The sequence below is a fragment of the Pseudomonas sp. MWU12-2319 genome, assembly GCF_023242525.1.
Classification (GTDB): domain Bacteria; phylum Pseudomonadota; class Gammaproteobacteria; order Pseudomonadales; family Pseudomonadaceae; genus Aquipseudomonas; species Aquipseudomonas gingeri_D.
On record NZ_JALJES010000010.1, the window covers coordinates 105,618 to 123,198 of the forward strand.

General features: G+C 61.5%; 19 protein-coding genes. 7 read left to right on the plus strand and 12 right to left on the minus strand.

Features of this window, described 5'->3' with window-relative positions; all coding sequences use genetic code 11:
* Positions 1–9: 9 nt before the first annotated feature.
* Entirely contained in the window at positions 10–1,035 is a 1,026-nt protein-coding gene (locus tag M5C01_RS17530) for an AAA family ATPase (RefSeq protein WP_152739678.1), read from the plus strand.
* A gap of 35 nt (positions 1,036–1,070) precedes the next feature.
* Positions 1,071–1,682, plus strand: a complete 612-nt coding sequence (locus tag M5C01_RS17535) for a VWA domain-containing protein (protein WP_152739679.1) — start codon at positions 1,071–1,073, stop codon at positions 1,680–1,682.
* 162 nt (positions 1,683–1,844) lie between these two features.
* Here M5C01_RS17535 and M5C01_RS17540 read toward each other — a convergent pair whose 3' ends face one another.
* Positions 1,845–2,108, minus strand: coding sequence for a hypothetical protein (locus M5C01_RS17540; protein WP_100943402.1), 264 nt, complete (start codon positions 2,106–2,108; stop codon positions 1,845–1,847).
* 360 nt (positions 2,109–2,468) lie between these two features.
* Here M5C01_RS17540 and M5C01_RS17545 point away from each other — a divergent pair, with 360 nt between their 5' ends.
* Positions 2,469–3,794, plus strand: coding sequence for a sigma-54 dependent transcriptional regulator (locus M5C01_RS17545; RefSeq protein ID WP_152739680.1), 1,326 nt, complete (start codon positions 2,469–2,471; stop codon positions 3,792–3,794).
* Between the two features lie 67 nt (positions 3,795–3,861).
* Here the strand turns inward: M5C01_RS17545 and M5C01_RS17550 are convergent, their stop codons facing one another.
* The 8 genes from M5C01_RS17550 to M5C01_RS17585 all read right to left on the minus strand — a co-directional run bounded on the left by M5C01_RS17550 (position 3,862) and on the right by M5C01_RS17585 (position 11,493).
* Positions 3,862–5,163, minus strand: a complete 1,302-nt coding sequence (locus M5C01_RS17550) for a hypothetical protein (protein WP_152739681.1) — start codon at positions 5,161–5,163, stop codon at positions 3,862–3,864.
* A 49-nt stretch (positions 5,164–5,212) separates the two neighbouring features.
* The gene (locus M5C01_RS17555; protein WP_152739682.1) at positions 5,213–5,962 is read right to left on the minus strand and encodes a hypothetical protein; all 750 of its coding nucleotides are present in this window, start codon (positions 5,960–5,962) and stop codon (positions 5,213–5,215) included.
* A gap of 43 nt (positions 5,963–6,005) precedes the next feature.
* Positions 6,006–6,686, minus strand: coding sequence for a C39 family peptidase (locus tag M5C01_RS17560; protein WP_152739683.1), 681 nt, complete (start codon positions 6,684–6,686; stop codon positions 6,006–6,008).
* Between the two features lie 63 nt (positions 6,687–6,749).
* On the minus strand, positions 6,750–7,724 hold the full coding sequence (locus M5C01_RS17565; RefSeq protein ID WP_152739684.1) for a heme utilization protein: 975 nt from the start codon (positions 7,722–7,724) through the stop codon (positions 6,750–6,752).
* Between the two features lie 65 nt (positions 7,725–7,789).
* Positions 7,790–8,365, minus strand: coding sequence for an adhesin (locus M5C01_RS17570; protein WP_152739685.1), 576 nt, complete (start codon positions 8,363–8,365; stop codon positions 7,790–7,792).
* A 1-nt stretch (position 8,366) separates the two neighbouring features.
* On the minus strand, positions 8,367–8,807 hold the full coding sequence (locus M5C01_RS17575; RefSeq protein WP_152739686.1) for a hypothetical protein: 441 nt from the start codon (positions 8,805–8,807) through the stop codon (positions 8,367–8,369).
* Between the two features lie 453 nt (positions 8,808–9,260).
* Positions 9,261–9,797: an AAA family ATPase gene (locus M5C01_RS17580; protein WP_152739801.1), complete on the minus strand. Its 537-nt coding sequence runs from the start codon at positions 9,795–9,797 to the stop codon at positions 9,261–9,263.
* A gap of 61 nt (positions 9,798–9,858) precedes the next feature.
* Positions 9,859–11,493 (minus strand): methyl-accepting chemotaxis protein, encoded by a 1,635-nt coding sequence (locus tag M5C01_RS17585; protein WP_152739687.1) that lies wholly within the window; start codon positions 11,491–11,493, stop codon positions 9,859–9,861.
* A 295-nt stretch (positions 11,494–11,788) separates the two neighbouring features.
* On the opposite strand from M5C01_RS17585, the gene M5C01_RS17590 reads away from it, so the two are divergent.
* Positions 11,789–12,616, plus strand: a complete 828-nt coding sequence (locus M5C01_RS17590) for an undecaprenyl-diphosphate phosphatase (protein WP_152739688.1) — start codon at positions 11,789–11,791, stop codon at positions 12,614–12,616.
* Entirely contained in the window at positions 12,613–13,044 is a 432-nt protein-coding gene (locus tag M5C01_RS17595) for a DUF1294 domain-containing protein (protein WP_152739689.1), read from the plus strand. The genes M5C01_RS17590 and M5C01_RS17595 overlap by 4 nt, the downstream gene beginning before the upstream one ends.
* Here M5C01_RS17595 and M5C01_RS17600 read toward each other — a convergent pair.
* A complete protein-coding gene (locus tag M5C01_RS17600; protein ID WP_178129861.1) occupies positions 13,039–13,398 on the minus strand; it encodes an MmcQ/YjbR family DNA-binding protein in 360 nt (119 codons plus the stop codon). The genes M5C01_RS17595 and M5C01_RS17600 overlap by 6 nt on opposite strands.
* The gene (locus M5C01_RS17605) at positions 13,395–14,303 is read right to left on the minus strand and encodes a LysR substrate-binding domain-containing protein (protein WP_152739690.1); all 909 of its coding nucleotides are present in this window, start codon (positions 14,301–14,303) and stop codon (positions 13,395–13,397) included. Before M5C01_RS17605 ends, M5C01_RS17600 begins: the two co-directional genes overlap by 4 nt.
* Before the next feature lie 129 nt (positions 14,304–14,432).
* On the opposite strand from M5C01_RS17605, the gene M5C01_RS17610 reads away from it, so the two are divergent.
* Together M5C01_RS17610 and M5C01_RS17615 are read left to right on the plus strand one after the other, a co-directional pair.
* Positions 14,433–15,044 (plus strand): FMN-dependent NADH-azoreductase, encoded by a 612-nt coding sequence (locus tag M5C01_RS17610; RefSeq protein WP_103494243.1) that lies wholly within the window; start codon positions 14,433–14,435, stop codon positions 15,042–15,044.
* A 249-nt stretch (positions 15,045–15,293) separates the two neighbouring features.
* Entirely contained in the window at positions 15,294–16,325 is a 1,032-nt protein-coding gene (locus tag M5C01_RS17615; protein WP_103494244.1) for a dienelactone hydrolase, read from the plus strand.
* Between the two features lies 1 nt (position 16,326).
* On the opposite strand, the gene M5C01_RS17620 is transcribed toward M5C01_RS17615, so the two are convergent.
* Positions 16,327–17,520, minus strand: a complete 1,194-nt coding sequence (locus M5C01_RS17620; protein WP_152739691.1) for an MFS transporter — start codon at positions 17,518–17,520, stop codon at positions 16,327–16,329.
* Positions 17,521–17,581: the final 61 nt, after the last annotated feature.

The following is a 17,581-nucleotide window of genomic DNA, read 5'->3' on the forward strand; positions in this document are numbered from 1 at the left end:
GTGCAAGCCATGAGCGATACCCCGCATTTCCCGCTGTCGGCCGTGGTCGGCGCCGACGACCTGAAACTGGCGCTGTGCCTGACGGCGATTGACCCGAAGATCGGCGGCGTGCTGATCGAGGGCCCACGGGGTATGGCCAAGTCGACCCTGGCCCGTGGGCTGGCGGATCTGTTGGCCAGCGGGCTGTTCGTCACCTTGCCCCTGGGGGCGACGGAAGAGCGGCTGGTGGGCACCCTTGATCTGGACGCGGCCCTGGGCGAAGGCCGGGCGCAGTTTTCCCCCGGCGTGCTGGCGAAGGCCGACGGCGGGGTGCTCTATGTCGATGAGGTCAATCTGCTGCCCGATCATCTGGTGGACCTGTTGCTGGACGTCGCCGCCAGTGGCGTCAATCGGGTGGAGCGTGATGGTATTTCCCATCGGCACTCGGCGCGGTTCGTATTGATCGGCACCATGAACCCGGAGGAGGGCGAGTTGCGTCCGCAACTGCTGGACCGTTTCGGCCTCAACGTGGCTCTCAGCGGCCAGCCGCAGCCGAGCGAACGGGGGCAGATCATCCGTCGACGCCTGGACTTTGATAGCGACCCGCAAGGTTTCTGCGAGCAGTGGGCGCCGGCGCAGGAGGCCTTGCGCGAGCGCTGCCGCCAGGCCCGGGCACGCCTGCCGGAGATCGCCCTGGATGACCGGGCCCTGGAGGCGATTACCGAACGCTGCTTTGCGGCGGGTGTCGACGGCATGCGCGCCGACCTGGTGTGGTTGCGTGCCGCCCGGGCTCATGCGGCCTGGCGCGGTGCCGGGCAGATCTCCCCGGAGGATATCGAGGCGGTGGCCGAGTTTGCCTTGCGCCATCGTCGTCGCGAAGGTGTGCCGCCAACCTCGGCACCGGCCTCGAATCCGGGGGCGGCGCCCCAGTCGGCAAGCGAGCCCGGCGAGGGCCAGGGGCAATGGGGTGAGCTGCCGGCCCAGGCCTTGCCGGTGGGCGCGCGCCGGGAAATTCCGAGCTGGCCAAAAAAGCCCCAGGCATCCGCCCTCGACTGAAACCGGGGGCGGATGCCAGGCCTCGGTCAGGTCGTTTGTCCGCTGGGCGTCAAGGCGTCAGCAGGGCTGGTGATAGCGGTGCGATCAGTTGGGTGGAAACCTTGCTGGCCGGGCGCCCGCGTCTGCGCAAGGACCTGCGCTTTCGTCCGCGCAGCCGCTCGCCCCATGAACTGTGGCTGGTGATTGTCGATGCTTCGGCGTCGACCCGCCGGCACCATGCGTTGAGTGAGGCCAAGGGCTTGCTGGCGCAGGTGTTTGACGATGCTTATCGGCAGCGGGCGCGCCTGGCGTTGATGACTGCCAGCGGTGATCGGCCCAAGTGGCAGCTTCAGGGTTTGAAAGCTTCGAGTGATTTACGCGGTTGGCTGGAGGACTTGGGAGCAGGGGGCGGAACGCCTTTGCAGGCGGCGCTGGCGCAAGCGGCGGATTGGTTGGCCAAGCGGCAGAAACGCTTTGCGGCTGAACAGCAGCGGGTGCTGTTGCTGACGGATGGGCGTTTGAAAGCCTGGTCGGGCTTGCCGGTCTTTAACTGCCAGGCGTTGCTGGTGGACCTGGAAAAAGGTCCGATCCGCCTGGGACGTGCCGTGCGGTTGGCGGCGGAACTGGGCGCGCAGTATCGGCATATCGAAGAGCTTTCGACACCCTGAAAGACACTGCGATCGTGCGGGAGAACGCGGTCAACTGTAGGAGCAGAGCTTGCTCGCGAACCGCTGCAAGCGGCCATACACCTTGGAGCTACGGCGCCTATGAATCCGCCTTCGCGAGCAAGCTCTGCTCCTACAAGGTTTTGCGTGTTTTCTGGAGCGCTATCAGGCCGACAATGTCCACGGCTGCAGGTCGTAGCCTTTCTGGCTCAACTCCGCACGGGCCTGTTGCAGCAGGCTGACCAACTGCTCGGAGTCGGAGTAGGCGCTGCAAGGAATCTGCTGGCGACCGATGCTGTTGTTGGTCCGGTCGATCACGGTCAGGCTCAGTTCGCCTTTGTCTTGTGCCACCCAGGCAACACATTGGAATGGCTTGAGGGCCTGGCCGGCCATCAGAAGTGCTTCGTTCATACGGAGCGGGGCGTTCATGGGTTTTCTCTCAAGTATGCCCAAACAATTTCGCTGGACCGTCGGTTTGGGCTCACCGTTTCGGTCGGTTACTTGTACTGATGTCCGATCGCGGGCATCAGGTCACACAAGTCATAAAGTTTTTTTCACTTTCTTTCATATACTCAGTTCAAGCCCCGGTATGGCCATGTCCGCTCCGCCAAACCAGTAGCGGTGGCCCGAAGGCTCTGGCTTGCAGCTTTCCGGATCTATGGCTTATGCATCGGCAAAGTTATAACCAAACGGTACAAGCCTGCGTCAAGTTCTTGCTAGTGTTACAGGCAGGTTTGCCAACTGCTTGTTTCTAATAAATATTTAAAACTCTGGCGCCAAGGATCAGTCATGCAAGAAGCGGTTCCGCTCAGACGCCTGCTGGTGGTTGATCCCTGCGATGATTGTCATCGCCTGTTACCTGGCTTGCGCACCGTCGGCTGGGATGTCGACAGTTGCAATCTGGACGCCGCCCTCGACCGTTCCTGCGATGTCGGTCTGTTGCGTCTGCAACCGTTTCATCTCGAACGCCCTGAAGCGGTCAAGGACCTGATCAGCCGCAGCGGCACCGAGTGGATCGCGGTCCTCAGCCAGGAAGTGCTGCGTTTGCAGAACGTCGGTGACTTCGTATGCGAGTGGTTCTTCGATTTCCATACTTTGCCCTTCGATGTTTCCCGCGTACAGGTGACATTAGGTCGCGCCTTCGGCATGGCGCGCTTGCGCGGCCAGGGTTCGATCCATGTCGACCAGCCGGAGCACGAGTTGCTCGGCGACAGCCGGCCGATCCGCGAGCTGCGCAAGCTGCTGGGCAAACTGGCGCCCACCGAGTCGCCGGTGTTGATCCGTGGGGAAAGCGGGACCGGCAAGGAGCTGGTGGCGCGCACCCTGCACCGGCAGTCCCAGCGGCATGCCAAGCCGTTCGTGGCGATCAATTGCGGGGCGATTCCGGAGCACCTGATCCAGTCCGAGCTGTTCGGCCATGAGAAAGGCGCCTTTACCGGGGCGCACCAGCGCAAGGTCGGGCGCATCGAAGCGGCCAACGGCGGCACCTTGTTTCTCGATGAAATCGGCGACTTGCCCCTGGAGTTGCAGGCCAATCTGTTGCGTTTCCTCCAGGAAAAGCACATCGAGCGAGTCGGTGGCAGCCAGCCCATCGCGGTGGATGTACGGGTGCTGGCGGCGACCCATGTCGATCTGGAAGCCGCCATCGGCAGCGGGCGTTTCCGCGAGGACCTCTATTATCGGCTCAACGTCTTGCAAGTGATGACGGCGCCACTGCGCGAACGGCATGGTGATGTGGCGATGCTGGCCAACCATTTTTCCCATTTCTACAGCCAGGAAACCGGGCGCCGGCCGCGTAGTTTCAGTGAAGAGGCCTTGGTCGCCCTGGGCAATCATGCCTGGCCGGGCAATGTCCGCGAGCTGGCCAATCGGGTCAGGCGCGGGCTGGTGCTGGCCGAGGGGCGGCAGATCGAGGCACGGGACCTGGGGCTCAACAGCCTGCCGTGCGACAGCGCACCCATGGGCACCCTCGAAGACTATGTGCACCGTGCCGAGCACCAGGCACTGTGCGATGTGTTGAACCGGCACAGTGACAATATGAGCGTGGCCGCCCGGGTGCTGGGGGTGTCACGTCCGACTTTCTATCGATTGCTGCACAAGCACCAGATCCGCTAGGGCGCGGTGAGCGAAACGAAAAGGCCCGCAGCGTTTGCACGTTGCGGGCCTTTTCCATGGGGCGGCGTCAGAAGTAGTAGGGGAATTTCACGCTGAACGAAAAGTTCGGTGCGTCGGGGGTCATGCCCAGGGACAGCATGGGTACGATGGTGAGGTTCGGCGAAGCGGCAATGGTCATGCCGATGTTGAAGAACCCCGAGTTGGCATCGCTGCCGACCACGTTCTGCCAGCTCTGGCCGCTCTGCTGGAGCTTGCTCCTGCTTTGCACCAGGTCCGAGAACGAGAAGGACATGCTCATCTTCTCGTTCAGGGCGAAGGCCACGCCCGCGCCGATCTGGAAGCTGTCGCCGAGCTGGACCTTGCCGGGAACGACCACTCCTTGGTTCGGGCTGATATCGCTGAACGATCCCTCGAAGTTGTGAGTGTAGGCCAAGGTGCCGAACAGTACGGCCGGGTCAAAGGTTTTGACCAGCGAGATGCCGGGTGTGACGGACCAGACACCGTTGCCGGTCGGCAAGCTTTGCGGATAAGTCAGGCTGTTGCTTTGAGACGAGGTGAGGAACTTGATGCCATACGGATCCTTGCCGGTAGGCGCCTTGATCCGGAAGCTGAAGACGGCATCCGGCCAGTTCTCCGATTCGTCGAGGAACTTGTAGGCCACGCCGAAGTTGACGTCGCCCAAGGCCGGATCCTGTTTCACCGTTTGCTCGACAGTGGTTCCGGCCGCGCCACCGTTGCCGCCCCCCGCTTGATAGACCGAGTCCCGGTAGACAATCGGGGCGTTTATGTCGAACTGCCATCGGTTGTCGAGGTTATAACGGCCGGTCAGGTCGAGCGTCCAGGTATCGGACTTGATCCGATCCAGGTTGATATTGCCGAGGAAGATCGAGTCCAGGGCCAGAAAGCCATTGAGAAACAGCTGTCGGGTATCGTAGTGCGAATAGGTAATCCCGGTCTCGACACTGAACTTGCCATTGCCAAAGAAGCCGCTGGCCTCGTTGTACAGGTCGGACACACTCTGGGCTGGCGCCGAATCATCCTTGAGCGACTGGCCATAAGAGGCGCCGGACGTGCTGGCCGCTGAGCCTGGAGCGTTGGCGCCGGCCGCCGCCACCGTTTGCCCCTTTTTCAGGTCCGCCGGGGATTTGACCAGGCGTTTGGGCGGTGGCGGTGCCGGCTGATCTTCGACCTGACGAACCCGTTGTTCCAGTACCGACAACGCTTGCTGCTGTTGTACGTAGCGTTGTTTCAGCTCCTGGAGTTCCTGTTTCAGGGCCTCTACCTCGGGGTCAGTTGCTGCTTGCAGCATCGTCGCCGGGAAGAGCGCACCCACACATACCGCCATGCGTAGAGAGAGCGATAGAGACATGAGATAAGTCGTCCTTTTCTGACATCCAATGGTCGAAAATGAGCGTAGTTCAGAATCCCATACTGCGTAGTCCCTTGAGTTGAGTCAGGCTGCAATCCAGTGCTCCCACGGTAGGCATGTTGTTCTGCAACACCACATTGAGTTGGGTCATGCTGTTGACCAGGTTGTTGCCACCCAGCAGGGTAGTGGACTGCAGCACACCGCCCTGGGCGATCTGTTGCAGCGCGTTGCCCTGATTGTTGTTGGCCAGTATCTGCATTTTCACGCCGCTGGCCGCGGCAGAGACGGTGACGCTGCCGGCGGCGCCGAGACCGGTGATGCTGCCACCACTGGTGAGCACCTGGCCCATTTGCTGAGGACTGCTCGGGACCTGGTTGGCTTCGCTGACATTGATCGCCACGTTGTTGCTGGCGCCGTTGCCGTCACCGGCGGCACGCACCACCTGGGTCACTCCCGCCGAGGCGTTCAGGCCGGCACCGCCGATCACCGTGCCGGTGCCCTGGGTGGGGGCCGACCCGTTGCCCTGGGTGCTGAAGGTGGTGACGTAGAACTGCGGCTTGACAGTCGATTGCTGGATCTGCAGGGAAGTGGCCGCGCCGATGGTGTCGCCCTGGGCGTTGGTCCAACTGCTTTGCATAACGATCCCGAAGCTGATGATGCGTCCTGGCATGACGTAGCGACCACGCAGTTCGGACATCTCTGAATCTTTCAGTTCGATAGGCTTGAAGGGCAGGGTTGCGTGTGCCGGCAGGCAGGTGAGTGCCAGGCAACTGACCATCAACCAGTGTGAGTTTTTCATGTGCTGCTCCCGGAGCATCCTGCCCCTTTATTTTTAGTTCACCTTAGAAGAAGTCGCTCTGGATAAAGCCGAAATCCATCAGTTCCGCGTCTTGGACCGGGTGGAAGGTGTCCAGCTTGTTCTTGGCCGTCAGCGGGGCCGGTGGGTCGAGCAAGGCGTTGCTCTTGTCGTAGCCGGGACCGATGATGGCGAAGATGATGCCGTTCCAGCCTTTCTGGAAGTCGGCCTTGCTGTAGCGCTTGTGGCCCAGTACCGGGTCGCCGATATAGACCCAGTCCTTGTCGGCGCGCTGCATCACCACGAAATGCTTGTAGCCGCGGATCTCCATCATCACCACGACCGGAATGGTCACGCTGGGCAGGCTGTCGGCGGGAATCTTGTAGCCCCTGGCGCGCATGCCGATGCTTTCGATGTAGCGCTTCATGTCCAGCATGGAGAAGCCTTGCTTCTTGACCAGCTCCTGGTCGGAGGTGGTCAGCATGCCTTTGATGATCTGTTCTTCGTTGACGTCCAGCCAGTAGGCCTGGCGCAACAAGGTGGCGAGTGCGGCGGCACCACAACTGAAGTCGGTCTTCTGCTCGACCAGGTCGGAAAAACGCCGTTCGCGAATGCTTTGTACGTGCTTGTAGAACACCACTGCACCCGGCAGGCCGGGCACGGCCATGGTCGCGGCCTGAATAGGGATGGAGAGAAAAAGCGCGAGGGCAAGGGCGATAGTACGCATGGTCATACGCCTCTCAGAGCTGAAAAAAGAGCCCCGTTTCCGGGGCTCTCAGTACTGTTGCCACTACATGCAGGCGCGGCAGCCTGCTGCGATGGACAGGGTGTTGCCTTGTTGGTTGCCGACACCGGCCGCCACGTTGGCACCCACATTGCCCGAGGCATTGTTGAGCGAGTTGTTGATGCTGGCGTTGTTGACCACTGGCATGGTCCAGCCGTTAGGTGTCATCACTTGATAAGTGGCGACGCCATTCAGGTCGATAGTCCCCATCTCGGTACCTTTGATGGTTTCTTTCCCTTTGCCGTTGTCACCGCCACCCCAGCCGTCATTGCCATAACCGCCTTTGCCGCTGCTTTCGGTGCCTGAGAAGGTCCCTTTGTAGCTGCCATCAATATCGATAGTGGCTTTGAGGGTGGTGACTTTGTAGGCTTGAACCGCGGCGTTGGCCACTTGCAGGCCGTTGGAGTTCTGGGTAGCCGCGCCGGTTGCCGACGCGACACGACCGCCGGATACGGCGATGGCCAGGTCGTTTTTCTGTTGGTTGAAGTTGCCGGCGGCGACGTTGACACCCATGTTGCCGGAGCCGTTGTTACCAGAGTTGTTCAATGACCCATTGTTCTGGGTGGATTGGTTCAGGACCGTGTTGTTGTGGTTGGTTTGGGTCAAGGTGGTGCTGGAAACGGCGCTGCCGAAGATAAAGCTTTCGTCGGCGGTGGCCAGCGCGGCTTCGTTGAGCTGCTGGTTGCCATCGCCGGCCGCGGCGTTGGCGCCCATGTTGCCGCTGGCACTGTTCAACGAGCCGTTGATGCTGCCGTTGTTCTGGGTGCCTTGGTTGACGACGGAGTTGCCGTGGCTGTCCTGGGTGTCATTCACCGAGGCGGTGGCGCCTGCGGTGATTTGCAGCAGGGTTGCCAGGTCCGGGCCTTTGTCATGGTCATGATGACGACGACCGTGTCCTTCATCACCGCCTGCCTGAGCGGCCATTGCCATGATGGCGGCCAGAGCGAAGACCAGTGGTTTGAGAGCCATTGTAGGTTTCATGGTGTGTATCTCCGTGCTTATTAGTTGAGTTAAGTGTTGGTACTTTCTAATGGGCACTGCACGGGTCAATCAGCGACCCGGATACTGAGGGTGTTGGCCATACGGTTGCCCACCCCCGCGCTCTGGCTCACCTGAATCACGCCCCGGCTGCCGGTGAAGGCCTGGTCGCTGGTAACGACCTGGCGACTGCCGGAGGGTGTGGATGAGTCCGAGTTCGGTGACAGCGCCACGTTCTGTTGGGACAGGACGCTGTCGTCGATGCTTTGCGGCGCGGCACTGATGCTGATCCGCACGGCATTGATCATCTGGTTGTTGGCACCGGCGGATTGGTTGACCCCAACCATGCCGTTGCCGTTACTGAAAGAGTTGCCCTGGATGGCCGCCTTGGCGTCGATTGCCGTACTGGCCCCGCTGGTGATTTTCTGGTTCAGCGAGGTCGTGGCACTGGCGTTGGTGCCGACCGCGATGGCGCGGCTGTTGAGCTGTTGCTGCTGGTCGCCGGCGGCCTGGTTGACCATCACGTTGCCGTTGTATTGCTGGCTACTGTTGTTGATCGTGGCGCTGTCGATAACCGGGCTACCGGAGTCGGCCAGTACGCCGGCGCTACTGAACAGGGCGAGAAGAAACAGTGAATGGCGCATGTCATTGCCCCTTGCCGATGGCGCCGAGGGCGTTCATACCCGCCGACAGCCCATGGTTGATCGTGTTGGCGATGCTGGCGCCATTGCCGCCGCCGTGTCCGGCGGTCATCCCTGGCAAGCCATTGGGGTTGTTCAGGCCCGGCATGCTGGCGGTATGGTTGTCGATCAGTTGGCTGATGGAGCCGCCGGTGCTGATGCCGGCGATATCGCCATCGCTCAGTTCCTTGCCGGTGGCCGAGGTGATCACGGCGGAAGGGTTGGCGTTGACCGTGGTGGGGTTGGGATCAGGTTGTAGGGCCGGGCGGCCATAACTCTGTGGTTGCACGGTACGATCAAGGACAATCACTCCGTTGCCACCGGCCTGGGCCGTGAGGCAGAGCATCGAACTGATCGCGCAACTGATCAGCACGGTGCGGGTAAAGCCGGTAGTGAAAGTCCCCATGACGGCATTCCTTCTTCAGTACGCTGGCCCTAGCCTGGCGTTTGAGAGGGAAAGAGCAGAAGCTGTGCCGCTTTTTGTTTTTCCTTTTAAAACAATGGGTTGTTTTGGAAGGCAAATGAATCGCGTGAAAGCTGTTTCACGGATGAGACAGTATCGAGGGGGGCAGACGGGGAGATTTCGGCGCAACGCGGTAATACGGGCCTTTCAGGGGAGGTGTATCAGCGGCTTAACACTTGGGGCAGTGCCGTGCCTGAACCGTTGATTTTGAGGCTTCGTCTGTGTACCGGGTGTTTCAGAAATGGACACTGGGCTGAAAAATGGCCATGTTTGCCCTTGAAAACACAACGATACCTGTAGGAGCCTGGCTTACCAGCGATGAGGCCCTCAAGTCTTGCATCGCACTTACGGACGCCTTCGCTGGCAAGCCAGGCTCCTACAGGATTTGTGGTGTTTTCAGGGTTCAGATTCTCCTTCAAGCAGCCGGGCGACGGCCGCGAAGGCCTGCTCGCGACGCGCCTGCCAATCGCCATCAATCACTGTGACTGTTTGTCCATGCCGCGTCAGCCAATCCAGGCTGGCGGCGAAAAAGGCCTGGCGTTCACCCAGCTCCGGTTGGCAGCGCTGGCCATCGTCGGTCCAGCCCACGCCTTCGGGGCGCAACAACAGGTGCAGGTCATAGTGGCGCGCCTGCAGGGCCTGTTCGATCCACGCCGGGCATTCGCCGAACAGGGTCCGGCTCCAGAGCAGATTGCTCAGCAAGTGGGTGTCGAGAATCAGCAGCTTGGGGGCCTGCGCGCGAGCCGCATCCTCCCAATCAAGCTGCCCGCGGGCGATGGCCGGGATATCCTCCAGGCAAGTATCACGCAGGTTGCACTCGATGAAATAACGCACATATTCGCCCACCACCAGCCCACCGAAATGGGCTTGCAGTTCGGCGGACAGCCAGCTTTTACCACTGGATTCAGGCCCCGCCAGGACAATGACCTTCATGGGCGCGGGCATGGGAATTCCTTGGGCTCGAAAAAAGGAGGGCGATTGTACCCTCCCGCCCTCAGACCTTGAACTGCTTGAGCAAGGTATTGAGTTGCTGGCTCAGGTTCTTGAGCTTTTCACTGTCGACACTCGATTGCTCGGCCGCCAGGGCCGTGCTGTGGGACAGGCCCGCCGCGTCGGTGACGTTCTGGTTGATTTCCTCCACCACATGGGACTGCTCGAGGGTGGCGCTGGCAATCGAGGCATTGAGCCCATTGAGGTTACGCAGGGCCTGGCCGATGGCGTTCAGGCTCTCGCCAGCCAGGCCGGCTTGCTCGATGGTCAGTTGCGAGGCACGGCTGCTGTCGCCGATGACTTTCACCGCGGCTTCGGAATGACCTTGCAGACGCTCGATCATCGACTGGATCTCCGCCGTGGACTTCTGGGTGCGCTGGGCCAGCAGGCGCACCTCATCGGCGACCACGGCAAAGCCGCGACCCTGTTCACCGGCCCGGGCGGCTTCGATGGCGGCGTTCAGGGCCAGCAGATTGGTCTGTTCGGCAATCGAGCGAATCACTTCCAGGACGCTGCCGATCTGCGTGCTTTCGGCCGCCAGGGTGCGGATCACCTCCACCGCTTGGTTGATGGTGGCGGAGAGCGAATCGATCTGTTGCAGGCTGTTGTCGATATTCAGTTGGCCCTGGCGCGCCTGGGCTTCGGCATCACGCATCTCGCTGGCGGCCTGCTCGGCATTCTTGGCCACGTCCTGCACGCCATAGGTGACTTCGTTGATCGCCGTCGCCACCATTTCCATCTGTTGCGATTGCTGCTGGCTGCGGGCCTGGGCCTGGGTGGCGTTGCTGCCCAGGTCGCTGGAGGACTGGCCGAGTGCCGTCGCCGAGTCCTGGAGCTGGCCGACCACGCTGCGCAGCTTGCTGGTAAACCCGTTGAAATGGCGGGCCAGTTGCGTCACTTCATCCTGCCCGTGGGTATCGAGGCTGTGGGTCAGGTCGCTTTCACCGCTGGCGATATTGGCCATGGCATTCACGGTTTCCTGCAGGGGGCGCACGATGCTGCGGGCAATCATCGTCACCAGCAACGCCATGATCAGCGCAATCCCCAGGCCGATCAGCGACGCTCGCCAGACCTGGCCGTAGAACTCGTCCTGCAGGTCGTCGACGTACACGCCCGAGCCGATGATCCAGCCCCAGGGTTCGAAGAGCTGGACATAGGAGGTTTTCTGTACCGGGGCGCTGGCCCCCGGTTTCGGCCAGCGATAGTTGATCATCCCCGCGCCCTTGGCCTTGGTCAGGGTGACCATCTCGTTGAACAGGGCGTAGCCGTCCGGGTCCTTGATCCCTGACAGGTCCTGGCCTTCAAGCTTGGGGTTGGCCGGGTGCATGATCATCACCGGGCGCTGGTCGTTGATCCAGAAATAGTCGGTCTGGTTGTAGCGCAGGCCGCGGATCACGTTCATGGCCTGCTTCTGTGCGGCTTCGCGGCTGAGGGTGCCGGCGGTTTCCAGGTCGTGGTAGTAGTTGAGGACGCCACTGGCGACCTGGACCACGTGCTGGGTCTTCTGCGCCTTGCCCTGGTACAGGTCGTCATGGATCTGCTGGAGCATCAACAGGCCCAGGGTCAGCAGCATCGCCATGGCGACGATGAGGATGAGCCACAACCGCCGACTGATCGACACATTTCGCAAACTATTCATGAGGACACCGCTCCTTGTTTCTTCTTGTGGTGATCATCGCCAATCTGCATCCAAACAGGTTTTATCGCTCCTGCCCAGCAGGCTTTTGGCTACTTTCCTGGCAGCCACAAACAGACGTGTCTGATAGGATCTCGGCCCGAAACTGACAAACCTGAGTTGATGTTTGATTTTTCAGGCATTTTTTACGCTTTGACGACAAGCGGTGCGGCACGCTGTGTACCTGTTGTCATGGGCAGATGATCGAACGTCGAATTTTTCAAGTGCCGCGCGGGGTGTGCGGCAGCATGGGGGAATAATGGATCTGTGGACCGCCGTACAGGCAGTGATTCTGGGTATTGTCGAGGGTTTGACGGAGTTCTTGCCGATCTCCAGCACCGGGCACCAGATTATCGTCGCGGACCTGCTGAATTTCGGTGGGGAACGGGCGATTGCCTTCAATATCATCATCCAGCTCGGGGCGATCCTGGCGGTTGTCTGGGAGTTTCGTCACAAGGTGTTCTCGGTGGTCCGGGACCTGCCGACGCAGCGCAATGCCCAGCGCTTTACCCTCAACCTGCTGGTGGCGTTCCTGCCGGCGGTGGTGCTGGGGGTGTTGTTCAAGGAGGTTATCGCCACCTATCTGTTCAACCCGATCACCGTCGCCGCCGCGCTGGTGGTGGGCGGCTTGATCATCCTCTGGGCCGAGCGCCGCCAGCACGTGGTGCATGCCGAGACGGTGGATGAGATCACCTGGAAAGATGCCCTGAAGGTCGGCTTCGCCCAATGCCTGGCGATGATCCCCGGCACCTCGCGTTCCGGCGCGACGATTATCGGCGGCTTGCTGTTCGGGCTGTCGCGCAAGACCGCCACCGAGTTTTCGTTCTTCCTGGCGATGCCGACCATGGTCGCCGCGGCGGTGTATTCCGGCTACGGTTTCCGCCATCAGTTCCAGATGGCGGACTTGCCGGTGATTGCCCTGGGTTTCGTGACGTCCTTTGTTTTCGCGATGATCGCCGTGCGCGGTCTGCTGAAGTTCATCGCCAGCCATACCTACGTGGCGTTCGCCTGGTACCGGATTGTCTTCGGCCTGGTGATCCTGGCCACCTGGCAGTTCGGCTGGGTCGACTGGTCGAGCCACGGATGAGGGCGCCACGTAGCCAGGAACTTGGCCACCAGGCCAGCGGCCGGGTCCGGCATCTCAAGCTCAAGCTGGCGGCGCTGCTGGTGCTCTGCGTATTGCCTGGATTTGGCGCGCTGAAGATGTGGCTTGGTGGTGGCTCCCCGGCGCCGCTGTGGGCTTACGGACTGGTCAGCTTGCTGGCGTTTTTTCTCTACTGGAGCGACAAGCGCAAGGCCCGTGACGAAACCTGGCGTACACCGGAGAAGGTCCTCCACGCCATCGAGCTGCTGGGCGGCTGGCCGGGGGCGCTGATCGCCCAGCAGGTGTTTCGGCACAAAACCCGCAAAGTCTCGTTTCAGCTGGTGTTCTGGTTGATCGTGCTATTGCACCAGGTGTTCTGGATCGACTACCTGTTCCTCAGCGCCAGCCTGGTGCACCTGTCGTTTCTATAACAGCAGGCCGACCTGGACGCGCTTGGGCAGTTTTGCCACCACCAGTTGATGGGAGCGCTGGATCAACCCTTGCAGTTCGTCACGGCCCAGCGGGTAGGGTGTGTCCATGATGATCCAGTGGGCCCTGGCCAGATACGGCGCGGGCCCGATTCCCGGACGGTCGACATGACCGAGGAACAGCTCCTTGTCGACCTTGAAGGCCAGGGAGTCGCCGCGCAGCCCTTGCACGGCGAACATCTTGTTGCCGGCAATGGAAAATACCCGCACGCCGCCCCATTTGTAGTCTTCCCGCGCCCCGGGCAGTGTCAGGCAGAACTGCGCGATGTCTTCCCGGCTCAGGCTTGATCCTTTCACAGTGTTCTATCTCCGCAACCTTTGAAAACTTCGGCCAGATGATCGATCCAAGCCCGCACCGCCGGCAGTACGCCGCGCCGATGGGGGTAGACGGCCTGCAACCAGCCGCCGGGCAAGGACCATTCCGGGAGTATCTGCACGAAAGTGCCGTTGGCCAGCTCCTGCTCACAATACAGCATCGGCAGGACGGTAAAGCCCAGGCCGGCAAGGGCACAGGCCTTGCGCACGACAAAGTCGTCGACTCCGAGTCGGGCCTCGAGGGCCAGTTCGCGTTTTTCACCCTCGGCGTTGATCAGGCTCAGGTGCACCAGCCGATCAGCCTCCAGGGCGCCCAATACGGGTGCATTCCTGAGATCGTCCAACTGGTTGATGGGGTGTTGCTCGAGAAAGGCCGGTGTCGCCAGGATAAAGGTTTGCGCCTGACGCAGGCGGCGGGTCACCAGCAACGGGTCTTCGTCGCCTTGTTCGCGGACCCGCAGGGCGACATCGACGCCCTCGGTCACCAGGTCGACCCGCCGATTGACCATCAGCACTTCCAACTGAACCAGCGGGTGCGCGGTCAGGAAGCTGGAGATCACCCAGGGCATGAACTCCTGGGCCAGGCCCACCGGAGAGGAGACGCGCAAGCGTCCACGGGGTTCGCTGGACATGCTGGCCACTGCCTCGTCGGCCATCTCGGCCTCCAGCAGCATCGCCTGGCAATGGCGCAGGTAGCGCTCGCCGACCGCCGTGAGTTTCAGCTGGCGGGTGGTGCGTTGCAGCAAGCGCGCGCCGAGGCGTTCTTCCAGCTCGGCGATGCGTCGCGACAGGCGCGACTTGGGAATGCCCAGCAGACGCCCGGCCGCCGCGAAGCCGCCGGCTTCGACCACCTTGGCGAAGTAGTAGAGATCGTTGAGGTCCTGCATGGGCGTGACTCGATTGTTCTATGGTTGGGACAAACTATCACATTCAAGCTGTCTAATCGGCTATTGGTTTCGCCTGTAGGATTATCTCAACTTGATCGCCCAGTGGCGATCCTCACTTGGAGATCCCGCATGAAACTCTTGCACATTGATTCCAGCATCCTGGGCGACAACTCCGCCTCCCGTCAGTTGAGCCGTCAGGTGGTCGACGCCTGGAAACTCGCCGAGCCTTCTGCCGTGGTGACCTACCGCGACCTGGCCAGCGACGCCATCAGCCACTTCTCCAGCCTGACCCTGGTCGCCGGCGGTACCGCTGCCGAACTGCGTGACGCCGCCCAGCGCCACGAAGCCGAACTCAGTGCTTCGACCATCGAAGAGTTCCTCGCCGCCGATGCCATCGTCATCGCGGCACCGATGTACAATTTCAGCATCCCGACCCAACTCAAGGCCTGGATCGACCGCATCACCGTCGCCGGCAAGACCTTCCGTTACACCGAAGCCGGTCCTGAAGGCCTGGCGGGTGGCAAGAAACTGGTGATCGTCTCCACTTCCGGCGGCCTGCATGTCGGCATGCCTACCGGCGTAGCCCATGAAGACTACCTGAACGTGCTGTTCGGTTTCCTCGGCATCACCGATATCGAATTCGTCCGCGCCCATGGCCTGGGTTACGGCGAAGAAGTCCGCGCCAAGGCCATCAGCACCGCCCAGGCGCGGATCAGCGAAGAGCTGTTCGCCACCGCGTAAAGCTTTGGTAAACACGCGAGCTTCTTTCGGGAACACCCATTAAACTCCGTACTCTGATCATTATGAATGGTCAGCGTACGGAGTTTTTTGCGTCTGGCTGTTCAGGTTTGGCTCGGTTTATGCAGGCATCGATCAACCATAGGTGCTCTGAAAAACCTCGAAAATCAGTCAAAGCCCTCTCCAGAGCTTTAGCTTCAGGGAATTGAAGAGAATTGGCGTGCTAATTACGCAGCAAAGGTGGACATCCCCATGATGCGTCTTTGTGCAGTATTACTGATCTGCTTGTCCAGCAGCCTCCTGACGGTGCAGGCCGCGCCGCCCGCTCATTGGAGCGTCGGTTATCATCGTCTGATATTCCTCGATCCGCTGGATCTCAAGCCGATGTCGGCGATTGCCTTCTATCCCTCCAGTGATCGTGAGCACACGAGCCGGATCGGCAACTACACGATCCAGGCCGGCGAAGACGTCAAGGTTGCCATTGGCCGCTATCCACTGCTGATGTTGTCCCATGGCAACACCGGCACGCCCCTGGCCCTGCACGACCTGGCCACTTCCCTGGCGCGCAAGGGCTTTATCGTGGTCGCGGTGTTGCACCCGGGCGACAACTACAAGGATCAAAGCCGCCTGGGGACGCTGAGCAACCTCTATGGCCGGCCCATGCAGATTTCCGAAGCCATCACCGCCGCCCTCGGCGACTCGACCCTGTCACCGTTTATCGAAGCCGAGAATGTCGGCGTGATCGGTTATTCGGCGGGTGGCGAAACCGCGCTGATCCTGGCCGGCGCCCAGCCGAACCTGGAGCGTCTGCGTCGTTATTGCCAGCAGCGTCCGGATGACAAGGATGCCTGCAACACCAAGGGCGAATTGATTGTCGACCGCGATGACCTGCAGCCGGTGGCCGATCCACGGGTGCATGCGCTGTTGCTGATGGCGCCGCTGAGCCTGATGTTCGGCCGCCATACCCTGGCCGGTGTCCATGTGCCGGTACTGATGTACAGCGGCGGTGACGACAAGCTGGTGTTTCCGGACAAGAATGCCGCCGCCCTGGCGCGCAAGCTGCCGGTGGCGCCGCAGTTCAAGCTGATCGCCGGGGCCGGGCATTTCGTCTTCATGGCGCCGTGCGGCCCCGAGCAACTGCAGGCCACGCCGGGACTCTGTACCGATGCCGAAGGGGTCAACCGCGAGGATATTCATCGCGACCTGATCCACGAAGCCGGGCGCTTCTTCAGCAAGACCCTCAGTACGCCGAGCCATGGCGGGATGCAGACCGCCGATCAGTGAGTCAGCGGGTGGCCGCGCGACGTGCCAGCAGCACCGTGACCGACAGGCCGCCGACCGAGAGGAGTGCGGCCGTGAAGAAAATCCACGAATACCCCAGATTCGAGGCCACCGCGCCCATCACCGGACCGGCGATGGCCAGTGCCAGGTCGAAAAACACCGCGTAGGCGCTCAGGCCCGCGCCGCGACTGCTGCTCGGCACCTGTTTGATCGCCTCCACACCCAGCGCCGGATACACCAGCGACAGGCCAAACCCCGCCAGGCCCGCGCCGGCCAGGGCGACGCCGGTGGAAGGCGCCAGCCAGAGCAGCACCAGGCCCAGGGTCTCGATACTCATGCAGGCGATGGCCGCCTTGAAACCGCCGAAGCGGTTGATGCAGCCGATAAAGAACAGCCGGGCGAGGATGAAGCAGGTGCCGAACACCGTCAGGCAATAGGCGGCACCGGTCCAGCCGCGGCTGAGATAGAAGAGGGTGACAAAGGTAGTCAGGGTGCCATAGCCGATGGAGGCCAGGGTCAGGCTGGCGCCATAGGGCGCGATACGCCCGAACACCGCCCAGAACGGCAGGCGCTCACCGCGAATCACCGGCACCGAAGGTTTGTTGCGAATCAGCAGCAGCGCTCCGAGGGCCAGGGTCGACAAGGCGATGCCGAGGCTGGCGAAGCCGTAATCCTCGACCATCAGCACCCCCAATGGCGCGCCAATGGCGATGGCGCCGTAGGAGGCGATGCCGTTCCAGGAAATGACCCGAGCGGTCTGATCCGCGCCGACCTGGCCAATGCCCCAACTGATGGTGCCGACGCCGATCAGGCCCTGGGCGATCCCCAGCAGCAGGCGCGCGCCGATCAGAATCCCCAGGCTCAGCAGTGGCAGGTGCTGCAGCTGTGTCGACAGCCAGGTCAGCGCACCGCTGAGCACAATGCCCGACAGGCCATGGATGATCGAACGTTTGGTGCCGATACCGTCGGCCATGCGCCCGGCCATGGGGCGGCTGAGCAGGGTCGCCAGGTATTGCGAACCGATGGTCAGGCCGGCGATCACCGCGCTGAACCCCAGTTGTCCGTGTACATAACCGGGCAACACCGCGATCGGCAGGCCGATGCAGAGGAAGGCGATAAAGGTGTAGAAGACGATGGAAACGATCTGCAGGGTGATCGTCAGGTTGCTGGTCGGTCTGGGTGGTTGCTGGGCGGACATGAAGGCTCGTTCGCGGGCGGGCGGTTAGAGGCGAACATGATGGCGGGATGGGAGGATAAAA

Excerpts from the sequence above, each read along its gene's own strand:
- M5C01_RS17530 (WP_152739678.1), top strand. The coding sequence starts at position 10 with ATGAGCGATACCCCGCATTTCCCGCTGTCGGCCGTGGTCGGCGCCGAC.
- M5C01_RS17540 (WP_100943402.1), bottom strand. The coding sequence starts at position 2,108 with ATGAACGCCCCGCTCCGTATGAACGAAGCACTTCTGATGGCCGGCCAG.
- M5C01_RS17545 (WP_152739680.1), top strand. The coding sequence starts at position 2,469 with ATGCAAGAAGCGGTTCCGCTCAGACGCCTGCTGGTGGTTGATCCCTGC.
- M5C01_RS17550 (WP_152739681.1), bottom strand. The coding sequence starts at position 5,163 with ATGTCTCTATCGCTCTCTCTACGCATGGCGGTATGTGTGGGTGCGCTC.
- M5C01_RS17555 (WP_152739682.1), bottom strand. The coding sequence starts at position 5,962 with ATGAAAAACTCACACTGGTTGATGGTCAGTTGCCTGGCACTCACCTGC.
- M5C01_RS17560 (WP_152739683.1), bottom strand. The coding sequence starts at position 6,686 with ATGCGTACTATCGCCCTTGCCCTCGCGCTTTTTCTCTCCATCCCTATT.
- M5C01_RS17565 (WP_152739684.1), bottom strand. The coding sequence starts at position 7,724 with ATGAAACCTACAATGGCTCTCAAACCACTGGTCTTCGCTCTGGCCGCC.
- M5C01_RS17570 (WP_152739685.1), bottom strand. The coding sequence starts at position 8,365 with ATGCGCCATTCACTGTTTCTTCTCGCCCTGTTCAGTAGCGCCGGCGTA.
- M5C01_RS17575 (WP_152739686.1), bottom strand. The coding sequence starts at position 8,807 with ATGGGGACTTTCACTACCGGCTTTACCCGCACCGTGCTGATCAGTTGC.
- M5C01_RS17580 (WP_152739801.1), bottom strand. The coding sequence starts at position 9,797 with ATGAAGGTCATTGTCCTGGCGGGGCCTGAATCCAGTGGTAAAAGCTGG.
- M5C01_RS17585 (WP_152739687.1), bottom strand. The coding sequence starts at position 11,493 with ATGAATAGTTTGCGAAATGTGTCGATCAGTCGGCGGTTGTGGCTCATC.
- M5C01_RS17590 (WP_152739688.1), top strand. The coding sequence starts at position 11,789 with ATGGATCTGTGGACCGCCGTACAGGCAGTGATTCTGGGTATTGTCGAG.
- M5C01_RS17595 (WP_152739689.1), top strand. The coding sequence starts at position 12,613 with ATGAGGGCGCCACGTAGCCAGGAACTTGGCCACCAGGCCAGCGGCCGG.
- M5C01_RS17605 (WP_152739690.1), bottom strand. The coding sequence starts at position 14,303 with ATGCAGGACCTCAACGATCTCTACTACTTCGCCAAGGTGGTCGAAGCC.
- M5C01_RS17610 (WP_103494243.1), top strand. The coding sequence starts at position 14,433 with ATGAAACTCTTGCACATTGATTCCAGCATCCTGGGCGACAACTCCGCC.
- M5C01_RS17615 (WP_103494244.1), top strand. The coding sequence starts at position 15,294 with ATGATGCGTCTTTGTGCAGTATTACTGATCTGCTTGTCCAGCAGCCTC.
- M5C01_RS17620 (WP_152739691.1), bottom strand. The coding sequence starts at position 17,520 with ATGTCCGCCCAGCAACCACCCAGACCGACCAGCAACCTGACGATCACC.